Source organism: Anoxybacillus sp. EFIL, assembly GCF_013096955.1.
Taxonomy (GTDB): domain Bacteria; phylum Bacillota; class Bacilli; order Bacillales; family Anoxybacillaceae; genus Anoxybacillus; species Anoxybacillus ayderensis.
Genome location: NZ_SDLH01000002.1, coordinates 472726 through 497631, shown reverse-complemented (window position 1 = coordinate 497631; position 24906 = coordinate 472726). Strand labels below are relative to the sequence as shown.

At 39.7% G+C, this 24906-nt stretch carries 24 protein-coding genes and 1 pseudogene; 4 read left to right on the top strand and 21 right to left on the bottom strand.

Going from position 1 to position 24906, the window contains the following annotated elements; translation table 11 throughout:
- Positions 1 to 10 precede the first annotated feature (10 nt).
- Positions 11 to 1114, bottom strand: a complete 1104-nt coding sequence (locus ES017_RS05610; RefSeq protein ID WP_051157495.1) for a class I SAM-dependent methyltransferase — start codon at positions 1112 to 1114, stop codon at positions 11 to 13.
- A 114-nt stretch (positions 1115 to 1228) separates the two neighbouring features.
- Complete coding sequence (locus ES017_RS05605) at positions 1229 to 1861, bottom strand: MBL fold metallo-hydrolase (RefSeq protein WP_021095213.1); 633 nt, start codon at positions 1859 to 1861, stop codon at positions 1229 to 1231.
- Positions 1862 to 1991: 130 nt separating this feature from the next.
- Here ES017_RS05605 and ES017_RS05600 point away from each other — a divergent pair, with 130 nt between their 5' ends.
- Positions 1992 to 2177, top strand: coding sequence for a DUF2759 domain-containing protein (locus ES017_RS05600; RefSeq protein WP_021095212.1), 186 nt, complete (start codon positions 1992 to 1994; stop codon positions 2175 to 2177).
- A gap of 26 nt (positions 2178 to 2203) precedes the next feature.
- On the opposite strand, the pseudogene ES017_RS05595 reads toward ES017_RS05600, so the two are convergent.
- From ES017_RS05595 to ES017_RS05575, 5 genes and pseudogenes are all read right to left on the bottom strand, one after another.
- Positions 2204 to 3095, bottom strand: a pseudogene (locus ES017_RS05595) (M14 family metallopeptidase).
- 73 nt (positions 3096 to 3168) lie between these two features.
- A complete protein-coding gene (locus tag ES017_RS05590; protein ID WP_021095210.1) occupies positions 3169 to 5031 on the bottom strand; it encodes an LTA synthase family protein in 1863 nt (620 codons plus the stop codon).
- A 266-nt stretch (positions 5032 to 5297) separates the two neighbouring features.
- Entirely contained in the window at positions 5298 to 6263 is a 966-nt protein-coding gene (locus tag ES017_RS05585) for an ROK family glucokinase (RefSeq protein WP_021095209.1), read from the bottom strand.
- The gene (locus ES017_RS05580) at positions 6248 to 6481 is read right to left on the bottom strand and encodes a YqgQ family protein (protein WP_009373964.1); all 234 of its coding nucleotides are present in this window, start codon (positions 6479 to 6481) and stop codon (positions 6248 to 6250) included. Before ES017_RS05580 ends, ES017_RS05585 begins: the two co-directional genes overlap by 16 nt.
- 109 nt (positions 6482 to 6590) lie before the next feature.
- Positions 6591 to 8042, bottom strand: a complete 1452-nt coding sequence (locus tag ES017_RS05575) for a spore germination protein (RefSeq protein ID WP_021095208.1) — start codon at positions 8040 to 8042, stop codon at positions 6591 to 6593.
- Between the two features lie 115 nt (positions 8043 to 8157).
- On the opposite strand from ES017_RS05575, the gene ES017_RS05570 reads away from it, so the two are divergent.
- Positions 8158 to 9018 carry a hypothetical protein gene (locus ES017_RS05570; protein WP_021095207.1) on the top strand — a complete coding sequence of 287 codons (861 nt, stop codon included), beginning with the start codon at positions 8158 to 8160 and terminating at the stop codon, positions 9016 to 9018.
- On the opposite strand, the gene ES017_RS05565 is transcribed toward ES017_RS05570, so the two are convergent.
- The 6 genes from ES017_RS05565 to ES017_RS05540 form a co-directional block, all read right to left on the bottom strand.
- Positions 8989 to 10542 (bottom strand): rhomboid family protein, encoded by a 1554-nt coding sequence (locus ES017_RS05565; RefSeq protein ID WP_051157493.1) that lies wholly within the window; start codon positions 10540 to 10542, stop codon positions 8989 to 8991. The two genes, ES017_RS05570 and ES017_RS05565, sit on opposite strands and share 30 nt — an antisense overlap.
- Positions 10543 to 10577: 35 nt before the next feature.
- Entirely contained in the window at positions 10578 to 10763 is a 186-nt protein-coding gene (locus ES017_RS05560) for a hypothetical protein (RefSeq protein ID WP_035063295.1), read from the bottom strand.
- Between the two features lie 76 nt (positions 10764 to 10839).
- Positions 10840 to 11790 (bottom strand): L-lactate dehydrogenase, encoded by a 951-nt coding sequence (locus tag ES017_RS05555; protein WP_021095204.1) that lies wholly within the window; start codon positions 11788 to 11790, stop codon positions 10840 to 10842.
- Positions 11791 to 11947: 157 nt separating this feature from the next.
- Positions 11948 to 12520: a 5-formyltetrahydrofolate cyclo-ligase gene (locus ES017_RS05550; RefSeq protein ID WP_021095203.1), complete on the bottom strand. Its 573-nt coding sequence runs from the start codon at positions 12518 to 12520 to the stop codon at positions 11948 to 11950.
- A gap of 54 nt (positions 12521 to 12574) precedes the next feature.
- Positions 12575 to 12724: a 50S ribosomal protein L33 gene (rpmG, locus tag ES017_RS05545; RefSeq protein ID WP_021095202.1), complete on the bottom strand. Its 150-nt coding sequence runs from the start codon at positions 12722 to 12724 to the stop codon at positions 12575 to 12577.
- A gap of 80 nt (positions 12725 to 12804) precedes the next feature.
- Entirely contained in the window at positions 12805 to 15195 is a 2391-nt protein-coding gene (locus ES017_RS05540; RefSeq protein ID WP_021095201.1) for a sugar phosphate nucleotidyltransferase, read from the bottom strand.
- Positions 15196 to 15339: 144 nt separating this feature from the next.
- Between ES017_RS05540 and ES017_RS05535 the strand changes: the two genes are divergently transcribed.
- Positions 15340 to 15657 carry a hypothetical protein gene (locus ES017_RS05535; RefSeq protein ID WP_021095200.1) on the top strand — a complete coding sequence of 106 codons (318 nt, stop codon included), beginning with the start codon at positions 15340 to 15342 and terminating at the stop codon, positions 15655 to 15657.
- Complete coding sequence (locus tag ES017_RS05530) at positions 15654 to 16070, top strand: endolytic transglycosylase MltG (protein WP_021095199.1); 417 nt, start codon at positions 15654 to 15656, stop codon at positions 16068 to 16070. The genes ES017_RS05535 and ES017_RS05530 overlap by 4 nt, the downstream gene beginning before the upstream one ends.
- A gap of 30 nt (positions 16071 to 16100) precedes the next feature.
- Here the strand turns inward: ES017_RS05530 and phoU are convergent, their stop codons facing one another.
- The 8 genes from phoU to sodA all read right to left on the bottom strand — a co-directional run bounded on the left by phoU (position 16101) and on the right by sodA (position 24784).
- Positions 16101 to 16760 carry a phosphate signaling complex protein PhoU gene (gene phoU, locus ES017_RS05525; RefSeq protein WP_021095198.1) on the bottom strand — a complete coding sequence of 220 codons (660 nt, stop codon included), beginning with the start codon at positions 16758 to 16760 and terminating at the stop codon, positions 16101 to 16103.
- A gap of 55 nt (positions 16761 to 16815) precedes the next feature.
- Complete coding sequence (gene pstB, locus ES017_RS05520) at positions 16816 to 17628, bottom strand: phosphate ABC transporter ATP-binding protein PstB (protein WP_021095197.1); 813 nt, start codon at positions 17626 to 17628, stop codon at positions 16816 to 16818.
- Between the two features lie 26 nt (positions 17629 to 17654).
- A complete protein-coding gene (gene pstA / locus ES017_RS05515; protein WP_021095196.1) occupies positions 17655 to 18536 on the bottom strand; it encodes a phosphate ABC transporter permease PstA in 882 nt (293 codons plus the stop codon).
- Positions 18537 to 18538: 2 nt separating this feature from the next.
- A complete protein-coding gene (gene pstC / locus ES017_RS05510; protein WP_021095195.1) occupies positions 18539 to 19489 on the bottom strand; it encodes a phosphate ABC transporter permease subunit PstC in 951 nt (316 codons plus the stop codon).
- A gap of 75 nt (positions 19490 to 19564) precedes the next feature.
- Complete coding sequence (locus ES017_RS05505; protein WP_021095194.1) at positions 19565 to 20536, bottom strand: PstS family phosphate ABC transporter substrate-binding protein; 972 nt, start codon at positions 20534 to 20536, stop codon at positions 19565 to 19567.
- A 120-nt stretch (positions 20537 to 20656) separates the two neighbouring features.
- Positions 20657 to 22810, bottom strand: a complete 2154-nt coding sequence (locus tag ES017_RS05500; protein WP_021095193.1) for a peptidoglycan D,D-transpeptidase FtsI family protein — start codon at positions 22808 to 22810, stop codon at positions 20657 to 20659.
- Positions 22811 to 22871: 61 nt separating this feature from the next.
- Positions 22872 to 24086 (bottom strand): MFS transporter, encoded by a 1215-nt coding sequence (locus ES017_RS05495; protein ID WP_021095192.1) that lies wholly within the window; start codon positions 24084 to 24086, stop codon positions 22872 to 22874.
- Between the two features lie 89 nt (positions 24087 to 24175).
- The gene (gene sodA / locus ES017_RS05490) at positions 24176 to 24784 is read right to left on the bottom strand and encodes a superoxide dismutase SodA (RefSeq protein WP_009373988.1); all 609 of its coding nucleotides are present in this window, start codon (positions 24782 to 24784) and stop codon (positions 24176 to 24178) included.
- Positions 24785 to 24906 lie beyond the last annotated feature (122 nt).

The following is a 24906-nucleotide window of genomic DNA, read 5'->3' as shown; positions in this document are numbered from 1 at the left end:
TCATCGCTTTTTATGTAAAAATTGGAACATTCATCTTCTTTTGTTGAACCATCACTTGAAATGCTCTTCCAATATCGCCCATAACGAGTGAGCAAATGGCGCGGTTGTGTCGACTTTGCTCAGAAAACGGATTCGGATCATGATGTTCAATGAGTTCATTCAAAATACCTGCCTGCAATAAAAACTCATCTTGACGCCATAAATGAGTAAATGACCAGCCCGCTTGTTCCCCATAAAAACGTAACGCATCCCACTGAATATGCGTCGTGAGATCCATTTCTCCCGGATAACGAAGCGGATCATCAATGAGCTGATGGCGATAATAACCACGTAAACTGCCCTGTTTTCGTGCTGGATGTTTCCACTCTTCATCAGTGTACCCATAATCAACTGTAAAAATGATCGCCTCATCAATCGCTTGATTAAGCTGAAAAATAAACTTTTTCATCGCTAACGGGATTTCAAATCGTTGCCCGTCAACGAGCTGAATGTTCCGCTCTACGATATATTCAACAATTTCTTCGTTTGCAAGCGGAGCGCACTGTTCAATAAGCTGATCGCCTTCTACTGCAACAAAACATTCATATATTTGACCGTTCCGTTTTTCAATGACATGAACAGGAAAAGCATCAAATAATTCATTGCTAAATACGATGCCGGAAAAAGCGGAAGAAAGCTCAGCAAAACTCGAAACAATATGTACGTGATCGATCAATGAAGCGAGTGTTTCCGCTTGTTTTTCTCGATGATACGGACTTGTTTCAACGATCGTATATTTGCCTTTTTCAAACGTGTTTGGCGATTGGCGCTTCCACTGTTCTAAAACGGCATAAGCAAATCGACCTGTCCCTCCACCGATTTCACATATAAATGGCGGAACATCATATGTTTCTATTAAACGAATAAACACGCTCGCGAATACATGCCCAATAATATGTCCGACGTTGCTCGTTGTAATAAAATCTCCTGCACGTCCGATTTTTTCTTTTCGTTGCATATAATATCCGTATTGTTCATCATACAACGCTAACTTCATGTAATCTGCGTATGACAAACGTTGATTTCTCATTTTTTCTAACATTTTTTTATCTGCCCCCTTTTTCACTATTGACATAGTGTTTAATTTGTTATATTGTTAAGTTAGTAGCTTAACTATATCCCCTCCCATTATAGGAATAAAAACATCCCCCAAACCCCCTTCTCTGTATGGAGAAGGGATTTTTTTTGCCTAAAAACCGTTTAAAAACGGATTTGTATCCATCTCTGCTCCGATCGTTGTTTCTGGACCATGACCGCATAACACAACCGTTTCTTCAGGAAGAACAAGGAGCTGACGATGTATGCTTTGCAACAGCTGTTCGTAATTTCCTCCTGGTAAATCGGTGCGACCGATGCTTCCTGAAAATAATACGTCTCCTGACACGATCGCTTGAGCATCTTCTACGTAGTACGATACACTACCTGGTGAATGTCCCGGTGTTTCAAGCACTTGAAGCGAGAAATCACCAATCGTCAACGTTTTCTCTTCTTCAAGCAACACGTCAGCTTCGTTTACAATGATCGTTTCTCCCATAAATAATAAAGAGCCATTTTTCATTGGATCTGTGAGCCAATGTTGTTCTTTTTTATGTACATATACAGGAATCGACCATTGGTTTCTTACATCGTCCACAGCTCCAATATGATCAAAATGAGCATGTGTAAGCAACACAGCTAACGGTGTCCAACGGTTTTCCAAAATATGTTTAATTAATTTTTCTCCTTCGCTACCTGGATCAAAAATTAAACACGTCCCATTTTCATGAACGAGCACATACGCATTTGTTTGCAATGGACCTAAAGGAATTCGCTCCCACTTCATCTCATTTCCCCGCTTTCTGTATATTCTATCCTCATTGTACACGAACAACATACGTTTTGCACCTCGACAAACGTAACAAAAACGTTTACAATGAAAAAGGAATAATCGGTATACATAAGGAGGGGAAGTTATGCCAACAGGAATTATTTTAGTCGTGATTTTTACGTTAGTCACATTGCTCGCTGCTTACGGTGTGATCCGTTCGTTGCGCGAGAAAAATTTCCTCGGCGTATTGCTCGGGATCGGAACAGTTGCCGTATTCGGTTGGTTTACAATTATGACTGTTATTTATCACGGATATCCAGTTGCCCATTAAAAAGACGCCAACGTATCGGCGTCTTTTTACGTACGAGCAAGGGCGGTCATAAAAATACCGATGCTTTCATTGTAAATAGAATGAAACTGAGAAAACGGAAGCGGATTCACCCCTTCGCCAAGCTCAATTGTATACCCACGTCGCTTCCAATTGAAAATAAACCAATCGCGATATCCTGCATGGCTGTCAATGTAACGAACAGGTACATACCCACTCCACTTCGCAAATTCATTCACTTCTTCTTCCGCTTCGGGTGGCTCACATTGTTCATATCCCCAATAAATTTCTTTTCCTTGCGTATGAAAAGCCAATACTTTTAAAAAATCACGCTCCATTGTCAACGTTGCCATCGCTTGCACTTCCGGTTCTGTTAATGGAGAAAAACCAGGAAAATCGCGGGGAGCAGGGGCTTTTGGAACTTTTCTTTCTTTCTCTACTCCCCATTTCGCAGGAAATTGATTGTTTAAATCTATCCCCCGAATGTTTGCTTTCCATTGTGAAAAATCTTCGCTTCCTTCGTTTATGCTTAATACCTCCTCTTCATAATGTTGAGCCGCTTTCCTTCCATGTAACACAAGATCGACTCCATCTGGATTGACCATCGGCACAACTGATAACGTCGTTTTTTTATACAATGGTTGTACATCGTATCCAAACAGATGTTGCTTATCCTTCAATGCTTGCACATAGTCGCGCACAAACGCCATCACAACTGCTGATGTAATCCATTCGTTGGCATGAAACGACGCGTTCATGTGCACATATGTTTCTCCTTCGCCAATTTGCAATTCAATGATCGGTTTGTTTAGCACACTTCGTCCAATTTCATGTATACGAACAATCGAATGATGTTGCAGTTGTTCGATATCACGCATCAATGTCGAAAAATCGTACATCGCTCTCTCCCCCTTGTTACATTGTATGAACGATACTTTTGTCCGTATGTATAGCTAGCTAAAAGAAAAAAGCTAGCCCTGTCTTAAGAGCTAGCTTATTGTTTATTTTCTTGTTGTTTATTGTAGAAGCGCAACAAGTCACCATATACAATTTTGTCAGAGTAATCGAGCTCTTGTCGCGCCTTCTCCATATACGGCTCGCAATAAGATACATCGACTTCTGTTCCTGTTTTTTTATCGTAACATGCGTTTTTCGTATATACATAATCTTTTGTCACAAAACTACCGTCACGAAGAACGACGAAATCAAGTTTGTCTTTTGAGAATAAGTCTTCGCCAAAATGAATTTGATTACGTGTATCAATGCCTAGCAAATGAAGCAATGTCGGCTTCACATCAATTTGTCCAGACACTTTTGAAATCACTTTCGGCTTTTTATCTGTCACACCTGGAATATGGATGATCAACGGAACACGTTGTAATTGAACGTGATCAAATGGCGTAATCTCATCCTTGCCTAAATATTGAGCCATCGCTTTATTATGGTTTTCCGAAATGCCGTAGTGGTCGCCGTAAAGGATGATGATAGAATTTTCATACAATCCTTCTTTTTTCAACTGCTCAATAAATACTTTTAACGCCTCATCCATATACCGAACCGTTGGGAAATAACGGTTTAACGTTCGGCTATTTGATGTGTACTCCGGAACCATTTTATCTTCTTCCCCTAATTCAAACGGGAAGTGGTTCGTTAATGTAATAAACTTTGTATAAAATGGTTGTGGCAACGTTTTTAAATGCTCGACAGATTGTTCAAAAAACGGAATATCTTTCAAACCCCAACCAACTGAATTTTCTTCCGTAATGTGATAGTCCGTCATCGAGAAAAAGCGATCATATTTCATTGATTGATACATCACATCACGATTCCAGAAACTTTTATTATTTGCATGAAATACGGCTGAATAGTAACCGTAGTTTTTCAATATTTCTGGCGTCGCGTTATACTCATTTGTCGCATGTGTGAAAAAGACAGCACCACGACCAAGTGGGTATAACGAGTTTTCAATGAGAAACTCAGCATCAGATGTTTTTCCTTGTCCTGTTTGATGATAGAAATTATCAAAGTAATAACTTTGTTTAATAAAGTCATTTAAAAACGGCGTAATTTCTTGTCCATTTACAGTGTTGTTAATGACAAAACTTTGTAACGACTCCATCGAAACAATGATGACGTTGCGACCTTTTGCAATACCAAACAATTGTTTATTCGGTGCTTTTTCGTTCGCATTAATGTAGTTTTGAATATCTGCTAATTCGCTACTATCCGCTAATGCACGCTGCGCTTTTGAACGCGACTGCAAAATAATATCATACACATGGTAGTTGTATATACCTAAGTTTTTAATTAACATTTCCCGGTCAAACGTACGCGTTAATAATTCTGGGCGCTCCGTTTCCGCTAATCCTAGGTTAAACAACGCAAGTGCCACGGTCGCAATAAAATATGTGCGACGGAATCGTTTTGTCGCAGGCACATACTGTGCAATCGATACTTTTTTATACGCCATCCAAGCAAGCAACACAACGTCGAGGAAAAAGAACATGTCAGAAACGTTCATTAATTCAAATACACTATTTCCTAAGTCGCCCATGTTGTTCGTTTGGAACAGCACAGGAATGGTAATAAAGTCGCTAAAGAAGCGGTAAAACATGACGTTCGCATACAAAACGAATGAAACAATGAAACTTGTAATTACAATATAGCGATTCCGTCGTTTTTCGCTCATAAATAAAGCAAGCCCAAAAATAAATAACAGGAAGCTTAATGGACTAATAAATAAAATGAACTCCTGCTTCCATGACTCAATTTTTATATCAAAACTATTTTTATAAACTAAATACGTCTTTAACCATAAAAGCAATACCGTTAAAAGAACGAAACGGTAATTTTTCATATACTCTCCCTCCTTTAATCCACTCACATCCGATGCTTATTCTATGCTGTATGAGGAACATCCGTTTTTTTACATTTTTTTATCTTAACCAAAGACAATATTAATACTTTCTTAACAAAAAAGCAACTGTTTCTTAAACGATAAACGATATAATAGACAGGCCGCGCATCCACATATGACTGTTTTACACCTTTTCTTATGAAAATGCAAGACGTTTTTTACCGACAAATTTTCGACAAAAAAACAGACGATTTTCTCGTCTGCTTTTACAATATATTTGTTTTTACTAGCCATGCCCCGCCAATCACGCCCGCATCGTTTCCAAGCGTAGCAATGACGATGTCAGCAGCCTCAGCCACGCGCGGAAACGCAAAACGTTTAAAATGACGAGCAACCGCTTGCGCCAATAAATCTCCCGCTTTGGAAACACCGCCACCAATTACAATTTTCTCTGGATTTAAACCGTTCGCTAAGTTAGCGAGCGCTAAGCCGAGATGAAATGTCACTTCATCGACGATTTGTAGCGCGAATGCATCGTTTTCTTTCGCTGCATCAAACACATCTTTTGCTGTCACGCCCCCCATTTCGTTCCATACATCACGCAAACGGCTTCGTTCGTCCGTTTGTTGTAACCGCTCTGTCGCAATGCGAACGATACCTGTGGCTGAAGCGATCGTCTCTAAACATCCTGTTTTGCCGCAATTACAAGGCGCTCCTCCTTCTGGAATGGAAGTGATATGTCCAATTTCTCCACCAGCACCGTTTGTGCCGTGAACGATTTGACCGTTTACAATCACACCGCCACCAACGCCTGTGCCAAGCGTAACGAGAATTAAATTTTTCGCACCCTCGCCCGCTCCTTTCCACATTTCTCCGATTGCTGCAATGTTGGCATCGTTATCAACGACGACAGGAAGTCCTGTTTCCATTTCTAATCGATCTTTGAGAGGGAAGTTTTTCCAACCTAAATTTACTGCTTCATAAATGTCTCCTGTCGCCATGTTGACTGGCCCCGGTGCACCGATGCCAATACCGACAAGACGTTCTTTTGATTCATCTAATTCGCGCAACTTTTCATCAATCGCTTTTGCAATATGTGTTGTAATATGTTTTCCTTGTTCCGATTTATCTGTAGGAATTTCCCACTTACAAATGATTTCCCCATACATATTGACGAACGCTAATTTTACCGTCGTTCCACCTAAATCTACACCGACTAACCATTGTTCCATTGTTCCTTCATCCCTTTTTCTCTTTTTTCTCGTTCAATTTGCGCTTCATGGCGCAAAATAAGGAGCGCCATTTGATAATCTTTCACGTCGATGAGCTGCGCTTGAAATAATTCTTTCACTTCTTCTTCCATCAACTCTAAATCAGCAAGGCGATCACCGACGTAAATGATCGTTCCATATTTTTTTAACAACTGTTGCACATCATATACAGATTTCATTTTCTTCACCTATACGTATAAGCGTTTTCAATCCACATATTCTAAATGTATAAGGAAAACAAAAGGTCGTCAAGAACTGAACAATGACTTTGCGATATTTTTCACATTTTTACCGGTCTGGATCTTTCGGATGTAAGACAGTTGGACGACGATTTTTTAACGGAATTGGTGAGCGAATAAGTACATCGCGCATTCCGCGATACGAAAATGGAATAAACGGCCATAAATACGGAACACCGAACGATTGCATGCGCGCAAGCATCATTAACCATACAGTAATTCCAACGACATAGCCAATGACGCCAAACAGTGCTGTTACAATGAGCAACGCAAGGCGAACGAGCCGGTTCGCTAGTCCAAGCTCATAACTCGGTGTTGCAAACGTCCCGATCGTGGCCATCGCAAAATATAAAATGACTTCGTTAGAAAACAGGCCAACTTCCACTGCAATTCCACCAATCATTAACGCAGCAACGAGTCCAAGCGCCGTGGCTAAGGCAGATGGAGTGTGAATAGCTGCCATCCGCAACATATCTAGTCCAAATTCGATGAGCAATATTTGTCCAAACAACGGAATGTTTCCTTCACTTGATTTTGCAACGAACGATAAAGCGTTTGGAACGAGTTGTGGCGTTTTCATCCACATATACCAAAGCGGTAATAAAAAAATGGAGAGCCATACCGCAAGAAAACGGACGAAGCGCAAATACGCGCCAACAATCGGCTTATTTCTGTATTCTTCTGCATGTTGTAAATGATGCCAAAACGTTGCTGGTGTAATTAATACACTCGGAGATCCATCCACAAAAATAAGCACGTGCCCTTCATATAAATGAGCAGCAGCCGTATCTGGCCTTTCTGTATATCGAACGACAGGATACGGATTGAAGTGCCTTCCCGAAATAAATTCCTCCACCGTTTTTTCTCCCATCGGCAAACCGTCTGTATCAATTTTCGCTAATGATTGTTTTACTTCTTCAACAATCGTCGAATTTGCAATATCTTCAATATAACAAACACATACATCTGTTTTTGAACGGCGGCCAATTTGCATATATTCCATCCGTAATGAACGGTCGCGTACTCGTCGTCTCGTTAATGCTGTGTTAAATACAATAGTTTCCACGTACCCATCACGTGCCCCCCGAACGACACGTTCCATATCTGGTTCTTGCGGTCCGCGTACTGGATATGTGCGTGCATCAATTAAAATTGCCTTTGCCATCCCATCTACGAACAAAGCTGTCGGTCCTGCAAGCACGCCATCGATGACTCGCTCGAAATTATCTGTTTCATCCAATTCAACATATGGAAGATGCGTTCTTAATAACTTATTTAACGGTTGCTCATCTAACGCCCCATCCGGTAATTCAGATAACAATTTCATTAAGTAATGGAGAATATCATCTTTGACAAATCCGTCAATCATAAATAATGCCATATCTTTTCCAGCATAATGCACATCTAAATAAATGACGTCAAAACTTTTCCCTATCCCAAGCTTTTCTTTCATATATGAAACGTTTTCTGAAAGACGTGAAGATACTTGATTCACTTCCATCACCTACCTTACATTTACTACCATCCATCTTTGACATATCGCCATTCATTCATACATATTTCCTTTTATGCACACATACATTTTTTATAAATGTAAGCTTGACCGGAGGAATGAGATGAAACGTCTATTATCACTTTTTATATTGCTGTTCGTGTTTGTCGTTATTATCCAAACGCTTGAGCGACCAGCTCGTGAGACGATTATGTTTTTTCCGATCGATCCAACTGTTCGCTTTACACAGGCTCAAACGAAATTATCGTTGCACCCAAAAAAGAAAGAAACACGCTACATCATCGATTGGATCGTCACTTCATCGCTCGATCGAACCGCTTACTTACGACAAGATATTTCTTTGTTATTTGCTAATGGGCGGCTTATTGCTCTCCAATCGAAATGGAAAGAAAACGGAAAAAAACTTATTCAACAAAAACAGCTCGAACAAAAAGGAAGTCGATTATTTCAAGCTATTTCATACCATCAAGGAGAGTTGCATAACGGCAATGATATTCGAAGTAGTCAAAAAATGAGCGGAGATGCATTATATGTGATAGACTCATCCTTTGCCCCGCTTCAATCGTTTCGCAAGCCAGCGACAAACGAACAAAAAAAATGGGCTAGCACATTAAATAAACAAACACAAGCCATTGTCAACAAAGCTGCTAACCAAATGGCAACCATCTTATCAAAGAACGATTATTACCATTTGTACTTAACTGAGCTTGTTCAATATAATGAACAGCCGTTTATGGATTTAACGACAAATGAAACAGAGACGATGATCGGAAACTTATGGGAAGGACTATACAAAAATTATTTTTTAGGCATAAAAAAACAGAACGGTTCGATGGAATCCCCAATCGGTAGCACCGTTCCGCTTATTTTAATTAAAAAAGATTACAGCCAGCTGTTTGTCGTGACAGAAACAGCAGATGGAGAACTGATCATATTAAAGCAATTGCTCGATTTCAAACAATAATTGTTTATATTGTTCATCGTCTGGATGAATGTGCAATGCACGTTCTACTGCTTGTTTTGCTTTTTCGTAATTTTTTTCTTCTGCATACAATAACGCTAAATAATAAAATGCTTCATGAAAACGGTCGTTTTTTTCAATGGCAGCATATAAATACTGTTTCGCAGCATCGTAATCTTTTTGTTGAATACGAATATACGCACGTAAAAAATCTGCTTTGTATGCTTGCTCATCTCGTTCATTGATGATTGTCAACATTTGTTCGGCTTGACCGTATTCCCGTTCATCAATATACTGTTTGGACAATGCAAGAATGAGTTGCGCTTGATCTGCTGGCGGTCGTTGAAAGCCAATATATAAACAAATTGCCGTAACGACCGCTGTGAACAAAGCAGCCAACCATTGTCCAAGACGGGCGCGCTCTTTCGGGAGATGGACAATGCTTGCAGCTAAAAATCCACCGATTAAGCCACCAATATGGCCGGCATTATCGATATTTGGAACAACGAGACCAAACGCTAAATTAATTCCAATGACCGTCAATACGTTCATGCCGATTGTTCGAAAAAACAAATGTGGATGTGATTTTCCAAAATATAATAAAGCCCCAAAGCATCCGAAAATCGCCCCAGACGCTCCTGCAGATACAGACGGCGAAAATAAAAAGCTAGCGAGCGAGCCTGAAAAACCAGCAAAAAGATAAATGGCTAAAAAGCGAAACGAACCGTACAATTTTTCAACAAGCGGGCCTAAATAATATAGTGCAAACGTATTCATAAGCAGATGTACAAAACCAATATGCAAAACGATCGGAGTGAAAAAGCGCCACCACTCTCCTTGTAAAATGAGCGGGTTAAATTTCGCACCGTATTCAATAAGTGTCAACGTATTTGTACTTCCACCGTTCCATTCTAAAACAAAAAACATCACAATTTGCAAGGCGATAAATACGTATGTAAATCTCGCTTTTCCACGTTCAAATATGCGCCGTTCATTTTCATACAATCGCTCGGCAAACGACAACACGTGTTGTTTAAATGCTTGTAATTCGTGTTGTAACATCGGAGAATCATCAGGCACATATACTTTCAATGATTGATGAAACAACATGTTTAGTTCACGTAGTACGGCATACATATTGTTTATATGCATCACAAATGTTTTCATATGTACTCGTTCAGTCGTTAACGGGCGATGAACGTACAGTTCCCAATCGTCAACAGGAGGGTACATCATGACATATATGTTAACGACTTGAAGATGACGGCGAAATTGCCGCCTCCGCCATTCATCAACGGCAGTCATGGCGCGCTGCATATCATTTTTTAACGATACGCTCCAATCGATGTCCGTACGAACGAGACGAACGATTGGTGCTTTTCGTTCACGCGTAGACTGCAACCAAACTTCTCGTTCATCGGGCGATAAATACACGATTTCATAGTTCGCCTGCAAAAATTGAAACGTCATTTGCCAATATACAAAATCAAAGCGAATGCTCAACCTTCCCTCTCCCTTCGCTATCATACCCTTCTTTTACCACACTCTTTTACAAAGCGCAACTATTTGTACTTTTGTAAAAACAATGTTGGTACAAGACGTTGGCGAATAAACGGAATAGACATTCCCCATTGAACTACTCGCTTTTGAACTGCTTCCCGCTTCAATATTTCATTCAACAATCGATAGCGAAACCGATAAAGAACAAGCCCAGCGACTAAAGTGACAATCAATGTTTTTCCATTCAATATGATCACCCTCCTCATGCTTACCGTTCCCTTTTCTCATTAAAATTATAAAAAGGTTGCCTCATCATGAGACAACCTATTGCAACCCAACGCGTTTCATTACATCTTTTAACACATTGGCAGAGTGAGTAAATTTTTCTTTTTCTTCTTCATTCAATTGCAATTCGACGACTTCACGAATACCGTTACGGTTTACGATCGCTGGTACGCCGATGTACATATCGTTTTGACCATATTGTCCTTCTAAGTAAGCTGAAACAGTAAGCACGCTATTTTCGTTTTGTAAAATTGCTTTTGTTAAACGAACAAGTCCCATCGCAATACCGTAATATGTTGCACCTTTTCGTTCAATAATTTGATACGCAGCATCGCGCACGTTCACAAAAATGTTGTCTAAATCTTCCTGTTTATATTGTGGTTTTTCTTTCATCATATCAGCAATTGGACGGCAGCCGATAAACGCATGGCTCCAAACCGGCAATTCTGTATCACCATGTTCCCCAATAATATAAGCATGTACGTTACGTGTATCGACATCGAAATATTCCCCTAGCAAATAACGGAAACGAGCTGTATCTAAAATCGTTCCTGAACCGATGACGCGCTCTTTCGGTAAGCCAGAGAACTTCCATGTTGCATATGTTAAAATGTCAACTGGATTTGTTGCAACGAGGAAAATCCCATTAAATCCACTCGCCATGACTTGATCAATAATGTTTTTGAAAATTTTCGTGTTTTTCTCCACTAAATCTAATCGTGTTTCTCCCGGTTTTTGATTTGCCCCTGCTGTTAACACAACAATGTCTGCATCTTTGCAGTCTTCATAATTACCGAACCAAATTTTTGTTGGCGATGGAGCGAACGGCATACCGTGGTTTAAGTCCATCGCATCCCCTTCAGATTTTTCTTTATTAATGTCAATAAGAACGAGTTCTTCTGTCACCCCTTGGTTTAAAAGGGCAAACGCATAACTTGAACCGACAAAACCTGTCCCAACTAAAACAACACGATTTACTTTATTTGACATGTTCTTTCCACCTTTCGTATATGTCATTTTACAATATGTGCATTGTTTATCTGTTTCACACTTGCATTGTACACTGTTTCACAAAGTTTATGGGGCATGAATTATTAACATTTTGTTAATTTTTTCTCCTGTATAATATGAAAACGCTTATGCTGTTTTATAATTCGCTTTCACAAATGATTATTCCTTCATTCGTAATGATCATTTTGACAGAAATATCATGCTTTTCAATCGGCAACGCAGAAACGATTTGACAATCATATGCAAGTGAAAGGGTGTCATTAGGAAAATCGACTAAATAACGATCATAATATCCTCCACCGTAGCCAAGACGATATCCGCCTCGAACGAAAGCAAGGCCTGGAACGAATAGCAAATCGATTTCATGTTTTTGTACTTCTTTCGTTTCTTCTACAATCGGTTCATATAAATCAAAAAAAGTGCGTTCTATTTGTTGAAAACAATCAATTTCTCGAAACGTCATTTGTTTTGTTGTTACATTGCATTTCGGAATCGCAACTTTCTTCCCTTCTTGCCAAGCTCGTTCAATAATACAAATCGTGTCTACTTCGATTTGTCTTGAAATCGTTATACCGATCATGTGTGCCTTTTGCCAACTATGTTGTTGAAATAATATGTCGTGAATGACGTTCTCTTTGTTCTTCCGCTCTTCTTTTGTCATATGTAAGAGACGTTGTTTCATTTGTTGTCGTAATTGTTTCTTCTCCATTATCCTTCCCCCTATTTCATAAAAAAATAAGCAGCAGGAAAAAAATCCTACTGCTTACTTCGTTTCACGATGAACTGTTGCTTTTTTGTCTCGTGGGCAATATTTTTTCAATTCAAGGCGCTCTGCGTTATTGCGCTTATTTTTTGTTGAAATATAGTTGCGTTCGCCGCATTCTGTGCATGCTAACGTAATATTTACACGCATCGCTCTTTCCCTCCAAACAAAAGTATTATAATCACACCTTTCCATCATATCATTTTTCTTAAACAATTTCCATATGAATTTTATACGTTTTGATATTGCCGAATTTTCTTTATATAGTATTTCGTATATTCTTTTGCTTTTTGAGCATTTGTCGCTTGGGAATAAATCGTTAACGTCGGTTCATCTACCTTTGGTAAAATGAGTGTCCATGCCCCATCTTCATGATACACTTTTATGCCATCTGTAAAATCAACATGTTTGTCATAACATTCTTCTAACAATTTGCGCATGACAGCTGCTCGTTCATGCCATGGGCAATAAACATCGCGGCATGATAAATGAATCGTTGGGATGGACGAAATAACCGTGCGGAGAGAACAACGTTCAATAGCTAACAAATGAAACAGTTGTACACACGCATACAGTCCATCAAAATAAAAATGAAATGGTTCATGGTGATGAGCAAACAAAAAATCTCGTCTCGCATCTTTCACATACACAATGTCCCCATATAAACGTTCCGCTAATGTATGCAACATCGATGGGGCCCAAGAGGGAACAGCCACTTTTTTCGTTTCACTAAATAAAAGCGATACTAATACGTGCAATGAAATGACTTCCTCATTCGTCAATGCCGTTCCTTGTCCGTCAAAAATTCGAAAACGTTCGCCTGAACGATCAAATACGATCCCAAAATGAGCGTGCTCACGTTTAATTTGCTTGCGAATATGTTCGTCGTCTTGATGATCTGTCCAAACAACTTGAATGGCAAACGACTGAAGTGTATGTTCAATGATTTCCCGCAGTAAAGGCGAGCTACAAACGACTACTTTCCATTGTTCCGATGACGAAAAAGGAATCCATTGTCGTAAGGCACGAACGTACAATTCGTCTTTTTCTTTTTGTTTCATCGCTTCACCGATTTGTGTCAATGACACATAACAAGCATGTTCATGCTTCATTTGTTGCTCAATAGCTCGTTCCATCGCTCGATCGATCGGGTAGCCATATCCGTCATAGATGTCAACAATCGCTTCATCATGTTCATCCATCGTAATAAATACACCGCCATGATACTGTTTATGAGGGACAATATAACGAAAAGCTGGCAAATATCCACCTTCATATATGTTTGTATGCATGCCATACATGTGTAAACATTCGGCAAATAGCATACCCATTGCTCTCGAAAATGGATGGCCGTCAAAGCCGATTAATATGCGACTATCCTTTTCATATAGGCTACTGTACGCGGAAGCAAGCCTCGTTATAAATAGCGGATGGGCATCAATATATGCCCGCATTTTTATTCCTTGTTCACTGAACAACGTTTTCGTATGTTGTTCCCCCCATACAATCGAATGTTTCACTTTCGTTTTTTCGGCAATTGTTTTATTCGGCCAAATTTTCACTCCATGTTGCACTTTCACTTTATTTTCTAATTTACATTTTGCTCCGATGACCGCATAATCAAATATTTCATTTTTTTTGCCGATGTATACATCATTAGCAACGATCGCCCCGCGTAATTCACTATGTTGATCAACATATACGTCAGGCCAAACAATCGATCGTTTTAACGATGCATGTTTACTGATCACTGAACGTGGGCCGATGACCGTGTAAGGTCCAACCGTTGCGTAGTCATCAATACGTACACCATCTCCGATCATAATCGGTCCTTCTAATTTAACCCCTTGCGCAATCTTAACCCCTTTACCAACCCATATAGCAGGGGCAATTTCTTTATAGTGAGAAGGAACGAAACGTTGATTCAGTAAATCGATATGTGTTTGATGATATTGCTCAATGACGCCAATATCGGACCAATACCCATCTGCTTGCCATCCGTATATCGGATATTCGTGTTGAACGAGATATGGAAAAAGATGTTGACTAAAATCGTAAGGTGGATGTTGTGGCATATAATCAAAAATAGTTGGGTGACAAATGTAAATGCCTGTATTCACTAAATCGGTACATACTTCATTCCATTTTGGTTTTTCTACAAAATGAATAATTTTCCCGTATCGATCTGTTACAATTCCACCATATGAAAGAGGAGTCGCTTCGTGGTGCATAAGAACGGTAACTAATGATTGTTTGGAGAAATGAAAATCGATCGCTTGCTGTAAATCGATCGTCGTCAACGTATCTGCGCTGATGACGACAAACGTATCGTCTAAAAACGACTGCGCATGTTTTACACTTCCTGCCGTCCCAAGCGGCGTCGCCTCTTCAAAATAATGAAGATGCACACCAAACCGCTGTCCATCCCCGAAATATTCAATAATTTCTTCACTTAAATATTCAACAGTTACAGCAATATGTGTAATACCATATTGTTTTAACCACTCAATACTATACTCCATCACAGGTTTATTCATAATCGGTACGACCGGCTTCGGAACATGGCAAGTTAACGGACGTAACCGCGTTCCTCTTCCCCCTGCCATAATAACCGCTTTCACAACATATCCCCCCCAAGTGAAAGCACACTTTTTTCTATCATATCATGACAGCTACTTGCGGACAATAGATGAAAATTGTCGATTTGACACGAAAATGATGCATGATCGCTACATTCCTATGTATAATAAAGTGGGGTGAAAAACATGATCGAATATACATTTATTGGACTCGTTTCTTTTGCTATCATACTATTGCTTATTTCTTTCTTCCAAAAAGATCCCGTCAAAGAAGTAGAAGAACAAGTAGAACAGCTAACATTATCGACGATGCAACAATTATACGAAGTAAAAAAGCGAGTGAAAGCACTTGAAGAAGAGTTGCTTGTCGGAATCGAGCCATTTTCGAATGAAGAGCAAATTGCTCACTTATATAAACAAGGGTGGACAAAAGAGCAAATTGCTCGCAAGCTTAACATGCCGATCGATGAAGTGAATATAATGATCGCGAGGAATGAACGATGAAACGGACAACGCGTGCCTTTGCGGGTGGGATATTGTTTGCTACAACGGTAATCGCTACAATTTACTATACAAATCATAACGAATCAAAAAATAATACCGTAAGCGAAAAACAATATGAACAGCTCGTTGCTGAACGAAACGAACTAGCGAATGCACTAGAAAAATTAAAAAAAGAAACGAAAAAAACGACACCACCTCAAAAAGAAACGTACATTTATACGTTAACAATCGCTAAAGGGGAAGCAAGTCGTGACATTGCAGAGCGTCTACAACAAGCGCATATTATTGATGACGCCCAGTCGTTTTTAACATATTTAGATGCACATCAATTAACGCGCGCGGTACGCCCTGGCACATACGTCATAACAAGCGACATGTCATATGAACAAATTGCACGAAAAATAACAAAATAAGGATGTCCAACATTGGACATCCTTTTTGCTTTAATCGTTTAAGTCGTAATGTTTTCCCTTCACTAAGTAAAATACGTTTTCCGCAATGTTTGTTGCATGGTCTGCAATGCGCTCAATGTAACGTGCTGTAAACGAGAGTTGAGTAATTTGTGACATCGCATCTGGATGTGCTTTTGTGCGCTCAAGCAACTCCCGAATCGTTTCACCGTACAGACGATCGACTTCATCATCCATATCTGCTACTTTTTTCGCCGCGACGACATCCTCCTCATAATATGCTTTTAACGTTAACGAAAGCATATTTACCGCAATGTCGTGCATTTTTTCTAACTTATTTAGCGAAATGACAAACGGCTGTTCACCGATGCGAATAGCTGATTTTGCAATATTGACTGCAAAGTCTGCCATGCGCTCAACATCTGTGGCAATTTTAATGGCGACAATAATGCGGCGCAAATCAATGGCAACTGGCTGCTGTTTTGCAATTAATAAAATGGCAAAATCGTTAATTTCCTCATCAAGCAAATCAATTTTTGTGTCGTTTTCAAGCACTTGTAATGCTAAATCGTTATTTTTTGTTTTTAACGCTTCAAACGATTGAGTTAATGCAATTTCTGCCAGACTTCCGAGCTGTAATAGTTGATCACGCAACGTTTGTAAATCGTCATCAAATTTTTCACGTACAGCCATGTTGACTCCCCCTTTTATTTTGAAAAAATCGTGCGAGCACGCCCGCACGATTTTTTTATCCAAATCGACCTGTAATGTAATCTTCTGTTCGTTTATCGTCTGGATTCGAGAATAGTTTATCTGTGTCGCTATACTCAATCACTTCACCGTTTAAGAAGAAGGCCGTTTTATCAGAAATACGAGCAGCTTGTTGCATGTTATGTGTGACGATAATAATACTATAGTTTTTCTTTAATTCTTGCACAAGCTCTTCTACTTTTAATGTTGAAATAGGGTCAAGCGCAGATGTTGGTTCATCCATTAAAATAACATCTGGCTCAATCGCTAAACAACGCGCGATACATAAACGTTGTTGTTGACCGCCTGATAATCCATATGCATTCGTATGCAAGCGATCTTTTACTTCATCCCAAATGGCTGCACCACGTAAACTTTTCTCAACGATTTCATCTAAAATTTTCTTATCACGAATACCGTGAATGCGCGGACCGTATGCGACATTATCGTAAATCGATTTCGGGAACGGGTTCGGCTTTTGGAATACCATTCCAACTTGCGTACGCAATTCTTCTACACGATACGACTTATCGAAAATGTTGCGACCACGATACGTAATTTCTCCAGATGTACGTACGCCCGGCACAAGTTCAATCATTCGGTTTAACGTTTTAATATACGTTGATTTTCCGCATCCTGACGGACCGATAATCGCTGTTACTTCATTTTCGTAAATATCTAAATCAATATTTTTTAACGCATGATGTTCGCCGTACCATAAATTTAAGTTTTTCGTCCGGTACACAACATTTTTTTCACTTCGTTCTTCAGCTTGTTTATTTTTACGTTCTTTCACAACTGTTAATTCCATTAATAAGTTCCCCTTTCAACGCGCAATTAATAACGTTTTTGAAACTTGTTGCGAATGAAAATGGCAATCGAGTTCATAAAGATTAACACAACGAGCAAGACAACGATTCCAGCTGCTGCAACGTTTTGGAAGTCAGCTTGTGGACGCGATGTCCAGTTATAAATTTGCATCGGCATAACTGTAAATGTATCAAAAATACCGCGTGGCAAATACGCTAAAAATGTCGGGATACCTAAAACGACAAGCGGTGCTGTTTCACCGATCGCACGGGATAAAGCTAAAATACTACCTGTTAAAATACCTGGGATCGCTGCTGGGAGAACGATGCCATAAATCGTTTGCCATTTCGTTGCTCCCATACCATATGATGCTTCGCGCAATTGATTCGGCACGGCACGAATTGCTTCTTGTGCCGCAACAACGATGACAGGAAGAACAAGCAAACTCATCGTCAAACCCGCAGCAAGAACGCTACGACCTAAATTCAGTTCACGAACGAAAAGTGTTAAACCAAGTAAGCCGAATACGATTGATGGAACACCTGCTAAGTTCGAAATATTCGTTTGAATAAAATCTGTAAAACGATTTTTTTTCGCATATTCCTCTAAGTAAATCGCTGTTCCAACTCCAAGAATGAGCGAAACAGGGGCAACGATCACCATTAGCCATAACGAACCGACTAACCCCGCTTTAATCCCCGCGTTTTCAGGACGGCGAGACGGAAAGTTATTTAAAAAGTCGATATTTAGCCAGCCAATTGCTTGAGTGAATATCCGATATAGAAGGACGACGAGAACAATAAGTCCAAACAACGTCGCTAAGAAAAATAAAAATTTTAACACGTTATTTCTCAATAGGCGACCGTTCATATGCTGAACGACACGTTGTTTATCAATTAACTTCTCCATGATTAATACTCCTCCCTAAAGCGACGAGAAATGTATTGTGCGAGTAAGTTCATAGCTAACGTAAATACAAACAGCGTCATACCGACTGCATAAATGCTGTAATAAACCGTTGTACCGTATCCGGCATCTCCTGTTGTGACTTGAACAATGTATGCTGTTAACGTTTGGATCGATTTCGTGACATCAAATGTAAAGACCGGAGAGGAACCACCCGCTACCGCTACAATCATCGTCTCACCGACAGCACGAGAGATCGCAAGCATAAACGATGCTGCAATACCTGATGTCGCTGCGGGGAGGACAACTTTTAAAGCAACTTCTAACTTCGTTGAACCGAGACCAAGCGCTCCTTCACGAATGGAGTTTGGCACAGAACTCATCGCATCTTCAGATAAAGAAGCAACCATTGGAATAATCATAATACCCATGACAATCCCTGGGCTTAATGCGTTAAAAATCCCTAAGTTCGGAATGACCTTTTGTAAAAGAGGTGTAACGAACGTTAATGCGAAAAATCCGTACACAATCGTTGGAATTCCCGCCAACACTTCTAATATCGGTTTTAATACTTTCCTTGCTTTTTCAGACGCATACTCACTCAAGTAAATCGCTGAAGCTAAACCGATTGGAATCGCAACGACCATGGCAATCGCTGTCGTTAAAAGAGTACCCGTCACAAGCGGAGCGACACCAAACGAACCTGTTTTTTCATCCCATGGAAGCCATTCTTTGCTCGTTAAAAATTCAACGATCGACACTCGTTCAAAGAAAATAAACGTTTCAAATAGCAATGTAAATAAAATACCGATTGTCGTCAAAATGGAAATGATCGCTGTCAATAATAGAAACTTTGGCATCAACCATTCAACAAATTGTTGTCCGTTTTGTTTTTTCTTATTTTCTTTAATCATATCACGGACGGAATATGAACGATTCCCATCTGTCATCGCCATAATATGAAAACCCCTTTCCAAATTCATGGCAAGATGAGAAGCGATCGTGGAGTCGCTTCTCATCTTTACGTGTCGTTATTTTAATCCTTCAATCTTTTTCAATTGCTCCTCATATTTTTCTTGTGGAAGTGCGACATAACCTACTTCTTCAGCAAACTCTGCACCATTTTCTAACAAGAATTTCGCGAAATCATACACTTGCGCTTTTTCTTTTAACGCCTTTGTGTTCACATACGTAAATAACGGACGAGAAAGTGGTGCATATTCACCGCTTTGAATTGTTTCGTGTGTTGGTTCAACAGGACCGTTTCCGTTATCAATTGGCACAGCACGTAATTTATCTTTATTTTCAACGTAGTATGCGAATCCAAAGTAACCGAGAGCATTTTTATCCCCTGCAATACCTTGAACAAGCACGTTGTCATCCTCAGATAATTGAGCTGTTTTGTTTAACGGTTGTCCATCTAAAATAACTTCATCAAAGTAGTCAAACGTACCAGAGTCATGTCCTGGTGAGAACAATTTAATTTCTTCGTTTGGCCATTCTGGACGAATGTCTGACCATTTCACTTTGTCATCGCCGTTTACTGCACCTGATGTGAAGATTTTCTTTAACTCATCGACTGTTAAATAATCAACCCAGTCGTTATCTTTATTCACTAAAACGGAAAGACCATCGAACGCAATTTGAAGCTCTTCAAATTCAATACCGTTTTGCTCAGCAGCTTGTTTTTCTTCATCTTTAATCGGACGAGAAGCGTTTGAAAAATCCGTTTCGCCTTTTGTAAACTTTTCAAATCCGCCACCTGTTCCAGATAAACCAACAGATACTTTCACATCTGGTTGTTCACCCGCATACGCTTCAGCGGCTGCTTCAACGATTGGGTACACTGTTGATGAGCCATCAACAACTACGTTTCCGCTCAATTTTTCTGCGTTACCTTCCGCATTTTCGCCGCCTTGCTCAGCGCCACCACCACATGCTGTTGTGAATGCTAGTACAGCGCTTGTTACACCTGCGAGTGCAAACCATTTGTTTTTCTTCATCTTTTGATTTCCCCCTACTTTTTCAATTTGTTTTTTGTTTTGTGCCACGAGTTATAGAATAATGGAAAGGTATTAAATTCGTTTTAAACGAATGTTAAGCTTTTGTAAATTCGCTTTCTTTTATCTTTCCATTGTTTGTTCCTCATTATTCAACGGTTCAGTAGGAGATGGTTGACCAGATTGACGTTGCTTTTTCAACTCAAAATACGCATCTAAAATTTTTCTTCCGATATAGTTATTAATCGGATAATGGTTTCTCGCATTTTGATATACCCATGGCACAACGACAGCAAACGCCACTTCTGGATTATTGTAAGGTGCAAAGCCAACTAACGTTAAATTGTATGTTGGCGTCATTCGTCTTGATTTAATCGGTCCATCATAAAACGCCTGTGCCGTTCCTGTTTTTCCTGCTGGATCATACGGAGCATTTGCGAAAAAGGCACGAGCCGTTCCGTTTGAACCGTGCATGACGCGATAAAAGCCTTCACGCACACGCTCAATATATTCTGTTTTCATATCAATTCGGTTTAACACTTTCGGCTCGAACGAGTAGATGATGTTACCTATTTGATCTTTTTCGCTAATTGGTTCACGAATTTCTTTGACAACATGCGGTTGAATGCGATATCCACCATTCGCAATCGTTGAGACGTATTGCGCCATTTGAATCGGTGTATATACGTCAAACTGTCCAATGGCTAAATCGAGCAAGTGTCCTGGAAGCGTACTTTGTCCCGGCCATCCGATAATTTCCCCAGGCAAATCGATGCCTGTTTTCACCCCTAAACCGAACTGATTAAAGTAGCGTCGCATAATGGAAAACGCTTCTTTTTTTATCGGTAGCGCTTGATGTGGGCGATACGTAGAACCGGCAATAGCAATCGCTGTTTTAAACATATAAACGTTTGACGACATTTCAAGCGCTTTTAAATCGTTCATCGGTCCTGGACGAATACCGCTATGCGATTTTTTCGTCGGCGTCCCTTTAATATATAACGGTTCGTCAATCAGCACCGTGCCAGGTTGAATGACACCGGTTTGAAACCCTGTCAATACGGTCGCACCCTTTACCGCCGAACCCATCGCATAAGCAGATGTAATCGTCCCAAGGGCATAATCTTTTAATACAACTTTTCCGTTTTCATCGCGTGTATATCGTTTCCCAGCTAACGATAAAATTTCTCCTGTATTTGGATCCATCATGACGACGAAAGCACGATCAAGCAATTCTGTTCCACTGCGTCGCTTCATTGTCATTAATTCTTCCTCAATAATTTGCTCGACGCGTTTTTGTAATTCCATATCAATCGTTAAAACGATATCTTTTCCACGTTGTCCTTGCGATATTTCAATCGTTTCAATAATGTTTCCTGCTTTATCAGTCACATTTTTTATTTTCGCCTTTTGCCCACGCAATACATCTTCATATTGTGCTTCAATATAACTTTTTCCTACTCGGTCATTTCGGTTATAATCGCGCGCTAAGTAATAGTCAAGCTTTTCGCGCGGCAACCCTTCTTCTGACGATGTTATATTTCCAAGCACTGTACGAAACGTATCACCATGTGCATATTGACGGTTCCAATCTGTCGTCACATCTACACCTGGTAGCTCCTCTAAATGCTCACTAACAACAGCATATTCTTCGTCCGTTACTCCTTCATTTTTAATCATTTGCGGGGTTAAAGCGTATCCTCTATTCATTTCCCGAAAAATAGCAACAACCTCAAGCTCACGTTCTTTAATCGTTTTTACATCTTCTTCTGTAATGCGCTCGAGTTGCAATTGATAAATGTCTTTATCTTTTAATTTTTTTTCTCGAAACAACTTCCATTCTTTTTCAGTAATTTTTTCTTTTGCTTTCTCTTCGTTTGTCAAAATCCAATAATCTTTTATATCTCGCTCTGTGACGCGTTCGGTCGACTTTTCAATATATGTGGCTAACTTTTTAGCTACTTCAATCATTTCCGATGGCTTCGTTGTTTGTGTGCGTGTATACGTAATCGCATGAAGCGGCTCGTTATCGACGACGACTTGATAGTTACGGTCATAAATTTTTCCGCGCGGTGCTGGTGTATGAACTGTGACATTTTCTGTGCGCTCGACTTCTTTTCGATATTGTTCACCATAAACAATTTGAATGACACCTAACCGTAAAATAAGCGCAGAAAAAAGTAAAAACACAACAAAAAATAGCACGTTTAACCGAAATGGCAACTGCATTCGTTTTTTCTTTTTCTTCGCTTTGTGAGCATGTTGTATTTGTTTCAAAACGCGCGAGCACCTCCTTTACTTGCTCCTTCCTCATTGTAAAAGAAACGCTCGCAAATTTCTACATCGAAAGTCGAATACGTCGCACAAAAAAATAAATAATGAAATGACCAGCTCCAACAATTAACATTAATGCTGGAATGGCCTCCTTTGCATCAAACAACGTAATGGCTAATAAAAACAATAAAACAGACGTCGCACGTCCCCCGTTTAAAAATAGTTCACGCATAACAATATATTCAATTCGCCATTCTTTCGCATGATTGCTTTGACCAATAACGTCAAATGTAAGCGACAAATATGGAACGAGTAAAATAGGATATCCGATGGCGATTAATGCGCCATAGATGATTAACTTTACATATGATAAATCAAAAATAATTAAAAAGACGGAAGCATACAACAGTACACCACCGAATAAAATGGCACGCAACCGCCATTGTCGCTTCATCCACTTCGACGCAAAAGAATACGTCATAAACGAAACAACTGCATTGACGAATCCAAATACACCGAGAGATTTTTCAGTTCCTGTCGCCATAAATAAAAAAATGGAAACAATAAACACAAACGTTCCTTCACGAAATCCTTGAAAAAAATGAGCGTTTGTAATCATTCGCCAATTTTTATTTTTCTTTCGCTCGTCATATACAGAACGAAGTGCAAATTGTCCTGCTGAACGCCGTCGCTGTAAAAAAAAGCTACAAATGACAGCCGCAATAAATAAGCATAAAGAAGCTAAAAAAATGACCATATACCCGGTGAACTTCTCGCTTGAAGCAATAACCCACCCTGAAAGCGGTGGACCGATCATTCCTGCGACAGATGTCATCGCACCAAGCAATCCATTAAATAAATCACGCGTATTTGGTTCAGTGATTTCAAACGTTAATACGTTAAATGCGAGCCAATAAAAGCCGTAACCAATACCAAGCAAACCGCCGAGTAAAAATAAATGGTTCATCGCTCGATCACCGCTAAATAATACGACTAAAAAAAAGAATGCTAAAAACGTCACACCCATTCGTAACACAATGACACGATCGATCTTTTTTGCGATTTGACCGGCTACGATAAATGCAAGCGGCTGCCATGTGACAATGGCTAAATTATACACACCTAGAGCTTGAAAACTGTTCACTTTTTTCCAAACGTATACGTTTACAAACGTATTCGACAAGGCGATACTAAGGGAATATAATCCGCCAATTGCTAACAAAAGAAACAATTGTCGATGTGTGCGAACGTGCGCCACCATTCGTTTCCATTTATTCATAGGCAAACTTCCTTTCTTGACAAGTAGTTTGCCTACTCTTTTACAACGATATACAAAAAGAGCTCGACAAATTGTCGAGCCCTTCTTCATTATTTCGCTGCTGCGTAACGCTTGGCCACTTCGTCCCAGTTAACAACATTCCAAAATGCTGAAATATAATCTGGACGACGGTTTTGATATTTTAAGTAATACGCATGCTCCCATACGTCTAATCCTAAAATTGGTGTTTTTCCTTCCATCAACGGTGTATCTTGGTTTGGTGTGCTTGTCACTTCAAGTTGACCATTATGGACGACAAGCCAAGCCCAACCAGAACCGAAACGTGTTGCTGCCGCTTTCGAAAATTCTTCTTTAAATTTTTCGAAGCTTCCAAACGTACGATTGATTGCTTCAGCTAGTTCACCTGTTGGTTCACCGCCACCATTTGGCGAAAGAATAGTCCAAAAGAGCGAGTGGTTCGCATGTCCACCTCCGTTGTTACGAACAGCTGTACGAATATTTTCAGGTACCGCATCTAAATTGGCCATTAACTCTTCAATTGTTTTGTTTTGCAATTCTGGATGACCTTCGAGCGCTGCGTTTAAATTTGTCACATACGCGTTATGATGTTTTGTGTGATGAATGTTCATCGTTTCTTTGTCAATATGTGGTTCTAACGCGTCGTAAGCATAAGGCAATTGTGGTAATTCAAATGCCATGTTTCATTCCTCCTCATTCATTATGTAATTGTTCACAAATGAAACCGATTAACTGGATTAAGAAACAGAAAAGTTTCATAAGTGAACCTACCTTAAGAGTACCAAAATACATCGAATGTTTC